Origin of the sequence: Euzebya sp. (assembly GCF_964222135.1) — a bacterium.
Classification (GTDB): Bacteria; Actinomycetota; Nitriliruptoria; order Euzebyales; family Euzebyaceae; genus Euzebya.
In genome coordinates this window covers 1-8,290 of sequence record NZ_CAXQBR010000100.1, presented here as the reverse complement: position 1 = coordinate 8,290, position 8,290 = coordinate 1, and the positions used below count along the sequence as shown (strand labels likewise).

Genomic DNA, 8,290 nt, shown 5'->3' with positions numbered 1-8,290 from the left:
TCCCTACACGACGCTCTTCCGATCTACGGCGACGCCGAGCACCGCGCCGGCCGACACCGCCCCACCGATGCGATCGGTCACCGCCCGGTCCGCCACGTCGGCGCCGACGTCGAGCAGTCCCAGCTCCTCGGGTCCGGGTGAGCGCGCGGTGGCGATCGCAGCGCCGCCGGACAGCGTGACCGTCCCGTAGCCGCCGAGGACCGCGGCGAGGGGTGCGGAGGTGGTGGTCGTCGTCATCCCGTGGGCCTCCACGGCCGGCCCGCGCCGGTCGTATGCTGCGCTCACCCTACCGCCACCCGACAGCGAGGAGGGCCGGTGGCGCCGACGTCCGTGCTCCCCGCGTCGACCGAGGCCGCGGTGCTCGCCCAGACCCTCCGGACCTGCGGCGACCTGCTCGACCCGGCCACCGTCGCGCTCGCGCTGCTCCACGGCGGCGTCCTGCACTTCGTGTCCGAGCCCCTGCGCCTCGACGACCGCGGCTGGCAGGCCGTGGTCGAGGCCATCGCCCCCTCGGGCCCCCCACCCCCGCCGGTACCGTCCACCCAGGTCGCGCTGCCGCTCCTCGTGCACCGCCGCCCCGTCGGCGTGCTGGTCGCCCAGCGGCCGGACCGGCCCTTCGACGTCGCCGAGAGCGCGCTGCTCCGCCTGGTCGCCGAACGGGTCGCGGCGGCGGTCGAGAACGGCCGGCTGCACGCCAGCCTGGCCGAGCTGCTGGCGGAGTACATGAGCCCGGACGTCGCCTCGACGCTGCTGGCGGACCCCGACGGCCACCAGCTCGGCGGCGGCACCCGCGACGTGACCGTGCTGTTCGCCGACCTCAAGGGGTTCACGGCGTTCTCCGAGCGCAGCGAGCCGGCCGCGGTCGTCGCCCTGCTGAACCGCTACTACGCCGCGGCGGTCCCGGCGATCGTCGAGCACGGCGGGACGGTCTCGGCGTTCATCGGCGACGCGATCATGGGGCTGTTCGGCGCGCCGCTCAGCCAGCCCGAGCACCCCCTGCTGGCCGCCCGCGCCGCACTCGCGCTGCAGGAGGCGACGTCCGCCATCGCCGACGAGCGGCCGGACCTGCCCCGCTTCAGGGTCGGCATCAACACCGGTCCGGCGACCGTCGGCAACGTCGGCAGCCCACGCCGGCGGGTGTTCACCGCGATCGGGGACACGGTCAACCTGGCGTCCCGCCTGGAGGCGCTCGCCCCGCCCGGCGGGATCGTCATCGGGGCGGAGACCCATGCGGTCATCCGCTCGTTCGCCGAGGTCCGGGCGCTGGAGGAGATCGAGGTCAAGGGCAAGTCCCGACCGGTCCGCGCCTACGAGCTGCTCCGCCTGCGGACCGGCAGCGACCGGCTCCTCGGCAGCCAGACGGTGACGATCCGCGTCGGACCCGGCGGAGGGGTGGAGGGGACGGGGTGACCGTCGACCCCTCGGTCCTGGCGGGCGTCCGCCTGACCGCTGACCTGCCCGCGGACCTCCGCGGCCGCATCGCCGGCCTGCTGGCGGAGGTCCACGTGGCCGGCGGGGAGTGGGTGGTCCGCCAGGGCGAACCGGGCGACACCATGTACCTGGTCCGGAGCGGGCGCCTCGAGGTGCTCCGGACCCAGGCCGGTGACCGGCGGGTCCTCGGGGTCCTCCAACCCGGTGACACCTTCGGCGAGCTCGCGCTCGTCCAGGGCGGTACCCGGGTCGCCGGCGTCCGTGCCCTGCGGGACACCGAGCTGCTCGCCCTGCACCGCCGTGACGTCGCCCCGCTGCTGGCCGTCCCGCACTTCGCCGCCGCCCTCCTGCGGCTGACGACGGCGATCGCCCGGGCCGAGCACGCGGTGGTCGACCCGGCGGCACGACGCACCGTGGTGGCGGTCCTCGGCCGCGCCCCGACGGCCGTGACCGCGCTGGTCGACGGGCTCGCTGACGCGCTGCGCACCCAGGGGGTCGGTGTGGCCGTCCTCCGCCACGCCGACGTCGACGACGCGCTGACGACCGATCCGGCGCGGGTCGGCCGGGTCCTCGGCCGGCTCGAGTCCGATCACGACGTGGTCCTGGTGGACGGCGGCGTCGCCGACCCCGCCGGCCCCGACGGCACGTGGGGCGAGGTCTGCGCCCGCCAGGCCGACCGGGTCGTCGTGGTGGCCGCGCCCGGCGAGGACCCCCCACGGGCGGACGCCGACCTGTCCGGCTGCGACCTCGTCGTGGCAGGCCGCGGACCGATGGGCGTCGCCGACCTCGACCGCTGGGACGCCCGGCTGCGCCCCCGCGCGCACCACCGCGTCCGCGACCGCAACCGGCGCAGCGACGTCGCCCGGCTGGCCCGCCGGCTGACGGGCCGGGCGCTCGGGGTGGTGCTGTCCGGCGGCGGGGCTCGCGGGCTGGCCCACATCGGCGTGCTGCAGGCGCTCGAGGAGGCGGGCGTCACGATCGACCGCTACGGCGGCACCTCGATGGGGGCCCTCGTCAGCGCGCTGGCGGCGACGGGGCGTCCGGCGGCGGAGATCCGGCGCATCGCGATCCGGGAGATGGTCGAGCGGCGGCCCTTCCGCGACTACACCGTCCCGCGGGTGGCGCTGATCCGCGGCGTCGCGGCCGAAGCGATGCTGCAGCGGGTCCTCGGAGACGTCGACGTCCGCCAGCTGCCCCGCTCGTGGTTCGCGGTGTCCGCCGCACTCGAGGACGCCGAGCTGGTGGTGCACCGCCGCGGTCCGGCGTGGGAGGCGACGGCCTGCTCGATGAGCCTGCCGGGCCTCGCCCCGCCGCGGATCCACGACGGCCGGGTGGTCGTGGACGGTGGCGTGCTCGACAACCTGCCGGTGGGGATCATGGCCGACGACGGGGAGGGGCAGGTCGTCGCCGCGGACGTCACACGCCAGCGGGCGTTCGTGACCGACGGCGGCCCGCCGCGGATCCCCGGCATCGTCGAGGTGCTCGCCGCCACGATGGCGCTGTCGAACCTCCAGCAGACCGAGGTCAACCGCCGCCGGTCCCGCGTAGTCGTCGAACCGCAGGTCAGCGACGTCGGGCTGCTCGACTTCGGCCAGATCGACGCCGCGATCGCCGCGGGGCACACCGCCACGCGCGCGGCGCTCGAGGTCGCCGGGGACCTGTTGCACCCCGCGGTGGCGGTGTAGGGTCCGCCCGTCCGGTGCCCCCGCGGGCACCCGTCGAGTGGAGTCGACGTTGACCAGTGCACCCGGCACCCGCCCACCCAGGGTCGTCTGCATCGGCGGCGGCTACTGCGCGCTGTTCCTCGTCAAGGCGCTGCGCCGAGCCATCCGCCGCCGCGAGGTCGAGCTGGTCGTCGTCAGCCGGACGAACTTCCACGCCTTCCACGGCTTCGTCGGCGAGATGCTGTCCGGGCGGATCCAGCCCCAGGCGATCCTCTCCCCGGCCCGGCGGGTCTTCGCACCGGCGGTGTTCATGAACGCCGAGGTCACCGACATCGACCTCGACGGGCGGGCCGTCACCCTGTCGCGGCTGCTGGACGGGCGCGAGCAGGTCCTCGACTACGACCACCTCGTCGTCAGCGTCGGCGTCACCGACGACCTGGACGGCTACCCGGGCCTCGACGAGCACGCCCTGCTGCTGCGCGACTACCGGGACGCCTGGCACACCCGCAACCACCTGATCCAGATGATGGAGATGGCGGCGATCGAGTCCGACCCCGAGGAGCGTCGGCGCCTGCTGACGTTCGTGGTGGCCGGCGGCGGCTTCGGCGGGGTGGAGGTGGCCACCGAGCTCGACGAGTGGGCCAGCCGGCTCTGCGACGACGAGTTCGCCGACGTCGACCGCGACGAGGTGTCGGTGGTGCTGGTCCACTCCGGCCAGCGGATCCTCCCCGAGCTCCAGGGCCGCCACGACGGCCTGATCGACACCGCGGAGGCGTTCATCGCCCGCCGCACCCGACTGGACGTCCGCACCGGCGTCAGGGTCGCCTCGGCGACCGCCACCGACGTCAGGCTGTCCGACGGGACCGCCATCCCGACGCGGACGGTGATCTCCTCGACCGGCACCGCCTCGAGCCCCCTCCTCGACCAACTGCCCGTCGAGCGCGACGACCGCGGCCGCGTCGTGACCGACGAGACCGTCGCGGTGCCCGGCGTGTCGGGCCTGTGGGCCGGCGGCGACTGCGCCGCGGTCCCCCACCCGCACGGCGGCACCTGCCCGCAGCTCGCGCTGTTCGCGATGGTGCAGGGCTGGCGGATCGGCCGGAACATCCTGCGGCTCAAGGCCGGGAAGGCGCCCAAGCGCTTCGGGTTCACCGAGCTCGGCGACGCCTGCGCCCTCGGCCGCTACAGCGCCGTCGCGCACCTCCGCGGCGTGCCGGTCACCGGGTTCGCCGGGTGGCTGCTCTGGAAGGGGTTCCTGCTGGCCTTCGTCCCGGCGTGGGACCGCCGCCTGCGGCTGCTGCTCGACTGGACCCTCACCCCCCTCACCGGCCGCGAGATCACCCAGCTGCCCCTCGACGACGCGGTCGGCCTGGATCGCGAGCGCTTCGAGGCGGGTCAGGAGGTGTTCCGCCAAGGGGAGATGGGCCGCAAGCTGTACGTCATCTGGTCCGGGGAGGTGGAGGTGGTCAAGGACGGCGAGGTCGTCGCGACCCTCGGGCCCGGCCAGCACTTCGGCGAGACCGCCGTGTTCGAGGAGCTGCGCCGCACCGCGACGGTCCGGGCGACGGTCCCGACCGAGGTCATCGCCATGGGCCGCTCGCACGCCCGCACGCTCTCCGAGACCCTCCTCCCCTTCGGCGACGCCGTCCGCGCCCGCCCCACCACCACCCGCCCGGCCGCCCCCGCCGCACTGGAGGAGACGTCGCCATGAGCGCCACCCTGCCCACCCCCGCCCCCCTGCCGGCGCCGCTCGACGTGCTCGACGCCGCGGCCCTCGGGGTCCTGCCGAGCTACCTGACCGACGTCGCCTACGCCGACGAGGAGGTCATCGTCACCGCCGGGGAGGAGGGGGACGGCTGTCTGTTCCTCGACTCCGGCGTCGTCCGGCTGGAGGCGCCCCTCGACCACCTCGACACCGAGGTGACGCTCGGGTACCTCGAGCCGGGAGACGTCCTCGGCGAGCTGAGCGTCCTCGACGCCGAGCCGCGGTCGGCGACCGCGGTGGCCGAGGGGTCGGTGACCGGTCGGTGGCTGACGACCGCCGCGCTCGACCGCATGCTCGCCGAGGAGCCGACGGTCGGCAGCGCGGTCCTGCGGGCGCTCGCGCGGGACGTCGCCGGGAAGCTGCGCGAGACCAACCAGCGCCTGACCACGTTCCTCGAGGCGAGCGGCGAGGACCCCGTCGTCGAGGCGATGGTCGCGAAGGCCACCTCCGCCCAGCAGCGCCTGGCGGCGGTCCCCGAGGCCACGATGGACGCGGTGCTCGCCGACCTCGCCGACGTGTTCGCCGCCGGGTCGAAGGCGCTGGCGGCGAAGACCGTCGAGGTCACCCACATCGGGCGGGCCGACCACAAGGCGATGAAGAACGCCTGGGCGACCCGGGGGGTGTACGACGGGCTGGCCGGGGCGGTCGGGCGCGGGGTCCTCGGCACCGAGGGGGGTGTCACCGAGATCGCCGCGCCGGTCGGGGTGATCTTCGCGCTGATCCCCGTCACCAACCCGGTGGCGACAGCGGTCTTCAAGGTGCTCAGCGCCCTCAAGTCCGGCAACGCGATCATCCTGAGCTTCCACCGCGTGTGCCTGCCGCTCGCCGACGACGTCGGCGGCATGGTGCAGGCGGTGCTGGCCCGGCACGGCGTGCCGGCGGACGCCGTCCAGTGGGTGCGCGAGCGGGCGAGCCGCCAACGGACGGCCCGGTTCATGGCCCACCCCGACGTCTCGCTCATCCTCGCGACCGGCGGGCCGGGGATGGTGCGGGCCGCCTACTCCTCGGGCACGCCGGCCATCGGGGTCGGGTCGGGCAACGCGCCGTGCTGGGTGGCCACCGATGCCGACCTCGACGCGGCGGCGGGCGCGATCGTGATCTCGAAGTCCTTCGACAACGGGCTGATCTGCGGCGCCGAGCACAACCTCGTGGTCGACGCCGCCGTGGTCGACGGGCTCTGCGACCGGCTGGCCGCCGCCGGCGCCGCGGTGCTCGACGCCGACGAGACCGCCCGGTTCCTGGCCGCGGTCGTCACCGAGGACGGCACCGGCTTCCGCCCCGAGGTGCTGGGGCAGTCGGCGGCGACGATCGCCGGCGTGCTCGTGATCACCCGGGACCACGAGATCCAGCTGATCGCCTTCCGCACCGAGCCGGACCTCTCCTCGCCGGTCACCAGCGAGAAGATGTCGCCGTTCCTGCCGATCTTCACCGTCGACGGCGACGAGGAGGCGCTCGCCCTCTCCCTGGCCCTCCTCGACAAGATGGGGGCGGGGCACACCGCGATCGTCCACACCACGTCCACCGAGCGGGCGGACGCCTTCGCCGCGGCGGTGCCGGCGTCGCGGATCCTGGTGAACTCCCCCGGGTCCCAGGGGGTGTGCGGGCTGACGAGCGGGCTGGCGCCGTCCCTGACGCTCGGGTGCGGCACCTTCGGCGGCAACTCGACGACCGACAACGTCACCTACACCAACCTGCGGAACGTCAAGCGCGTCGCGACGTTCCAGCCGCCGCGGATGGACCTGATCGCCGGCGACCTCTGACGGGTCCAGCGCGGATCCACGGCACCACGGATCGACCACTGACGAGGGTCGTGGCGGTCGCTGGGGTGCCTCACCAGCCTCATGCGTGCACACGAGTCACCCGAGTCGCACCGCGGTGGTCAATCCGTGCTGGAGAGGAGGATGCGCCTGGCGACCGTGAGGGTCCGCATCCCCTATCGGGGTGCCCCTGCTCGAACCGCCGATCGGTCCCGTCGCGCAACTCCACGAGGACGACGCGGTCCGCGAGGCCGTCCACGACGGAGTGGCTGACGCCCCCGGCGGCGCAGCCACGTGCCCGTCACGGCGGTCACAGCAGCTGCCCCGGCGAAGACGGCCAGCGTCCCGACGATCGACTCGAGCAGCTGGGGCGCCAGGAGCATCGTCGCGGCCAGGGCGAGCATCACCATGCCGCCACCGAGCTTCAGCCACATGCCCTGCCGCTCCTGCAGCTTCCAGGCCCGCAAGGTCGTCACCGCCACGGTGAACACGACGAGCTCGTCGAGGAGGAAGACCAGCATGTAGAGGCCGAACAGCCCGCCCACGGCCAGCCCGGACACGTCCGCCCCGGCGAGCAGGTTGCTCCACACGACGGGGAACCCGGCCGAGCAGGGGGTCTCGACCAGCGACACCCCCATGGCCAGCGCCGCCGTGGCGGCCAGGCTGGCGACCAGCGACCCCTCGGACCGGGCCGCGGCGCGCATCCGCCGGTAGATGCCCGGCTTGCGACCCTCGGGGATGCGCAGTCGGACGGGCAGGTCGACCCCCGCGGCGTCGAGGACGTTCACGGTGCCCATGGCCCCGGCGAGCGCCGCGACGCCCACGCGGACCCACGTGAGGTAGGCCACGACCGACAGGACGCCGTAGACGCCGGCCATCATCAGGCCGTACATCGACGTCGTCACGACCAGGAACACCGCGCCCACGGCCAGGACGCGCCGCCGCGAGCCGGTGTGGACCACCAGGGCGAGGAGCAGGCTCAGCACCCACAGCGAGCAGGGGTTCACCCCGTCGAGGAACCCGATCAGCGCGGTCGCGACGACCAGGGACTGCTGGCCGGCGTCGACCTGTCCCAGGAAGGGCACGTCGACAACGTCGTCCTCGGGCAGCGCCGGTGGCCCCATCGCGACGTCGGCGTCGGCCTCGGCCGGCAGGTCGGCGGCCGCGAGCGCCGCGGTGACGCGGGCCTCGATCGCCGCAGCTGTCGTGGTGCCGAACCCGACCCACACCTCCCCGTCGATGATCGTGATCGGGACCGACGACGCGTCGACGCCGAGGTCCGCGGCCACCTCGGCCAGCCGGGCCCGGTTCTCCGGGCTGGACGTCAGCTCGTAGGCCGACACGGTGACCTCGGGGTGGTCGGTCACGAGGTCGGCCAGGAAGGCTCGCTCGGCGCGGCAGTGGGGGCAGGCGTCGGAGTGGTAGAGCTCGACGTGCACCGCCTCGTCGCCGGCTCCGGAGACCTCCGGCTGGGCCGCTGCGGGCAGCGCGACCACCAGGACGACGACGACGAGCGCCGCGAGCGCCACCGCACGGGGTCCCGGGGTGTCCACGACACGAGGGTGCGCCCGGGGTCGGCTGCCTCCCAGGGCCGTCCGGCCCGCGGCCGACCTGCCGTTCGACCCCCGTGGACGGTCGTTGGCGGTTCGCCCTGGCCCCGCCTGGTTCCCGGG

Annotated in this window: 6 protein-coding genes; 4 read left to right on the top strand and 2 right to left on the bottom strand. The window is 74.8% G+C overall.

Annotated features, from left to right (window positions below; translation table 11 throughout):
* Nucleotides 1-3 precede the first annotated feature (3 nt).
* Entirely contained in the window at nt 4-237 is a 234-nt protein-coding gene (locus tag ACEQ2X_RS22080; RefSeq protein ID WP_372530584.1) for a hypothetical protein, read from the bottom strand.
* Between the two features lie 78 nt (nt 238-315).
* On the opposite strand from ACEQ2X_RS22080, the gene ACEQ2X_RS22075 reads away from it, so the two are divergent.
* The 4 genes from ACEQ2X_RS22075 to ACEQ2X_RS22060 are packed head-to-tail and all read left to right on the top strand — an operon-like array spanning nt 316 to nt 6,620.
* Complete coding sequence (locus ACEQ2X_RS22075) at nt 316-1,410, top strand: adenylate/guanylate cyclase domain-containing protein (RefSeq protein ID WP_370328043.1); 1,095 nt, start codon at nt 316-318, stop codon at nt 1,408-1,410.
* Nucleotides 1,407-3,116, top strand: coding sequence for a patatin-like phospholipase family protein (locus ACEQ2X_RS22070; RefSeq protein WP_370328042.1), 1,710 nt, complete (start codon nt 1,407-1,409; stop codon nt 3,114-3,116). Before ACEQ2X_RS22075 ends, ACEQ2X_RS22070 begins: the two co-directional genes overlap by 4 nt.
* Before the next feature lie 49 nt (nt 3,117-3,165).
* The gene (locus ACEQ2X_RS22065) at nt 3,166-4,806 is read left to right on the top strand and encodes an FAD-dependent oxidoreductase (RefSeq protein ID WP_370328041.1); all 1,641 of its coding nucleotides are present in this window, start codon (nt 3,166-3,168) and stop codon (nt 4,804-4,806) included.
* Nucleotides 4,803-6,620, top strand: coding sequence for an aldehyde dehydrogenase family protein (locus tag ACEQ2X_RS22060; RefSeq protein WP_370328040.1), 1,818 nt, complete (start codon nt 4,803-4,805; stop codon nt 6,618-6,620). Before ACEQ2X_RS22065 ends, ACEQ2X_RS22060 begins: the two co-directional genes overlap by 4 nt.
* Nucleotides 6,621-6,793: 173 nt before the next feature.
* On the opposite strand, the gene ACEQ2X_RS22055 is transcribed toward ACEQ2X_RS22060, so the two are convergent.
* Nucleotides 6,794-8,170: a glutaredoxin family protein gene (locus tag ACEQ2X_RS22055; protein WP_370328039.1), complete on the bottom strand. Its 1,377-nt coding sequence runs from the start codon at nt 8,168-8,170 to the stop codon at nt 6,794-6,796.
* Between the last annotated feature and the right edge of the window lie 120 nt (nt 8,171-8,290).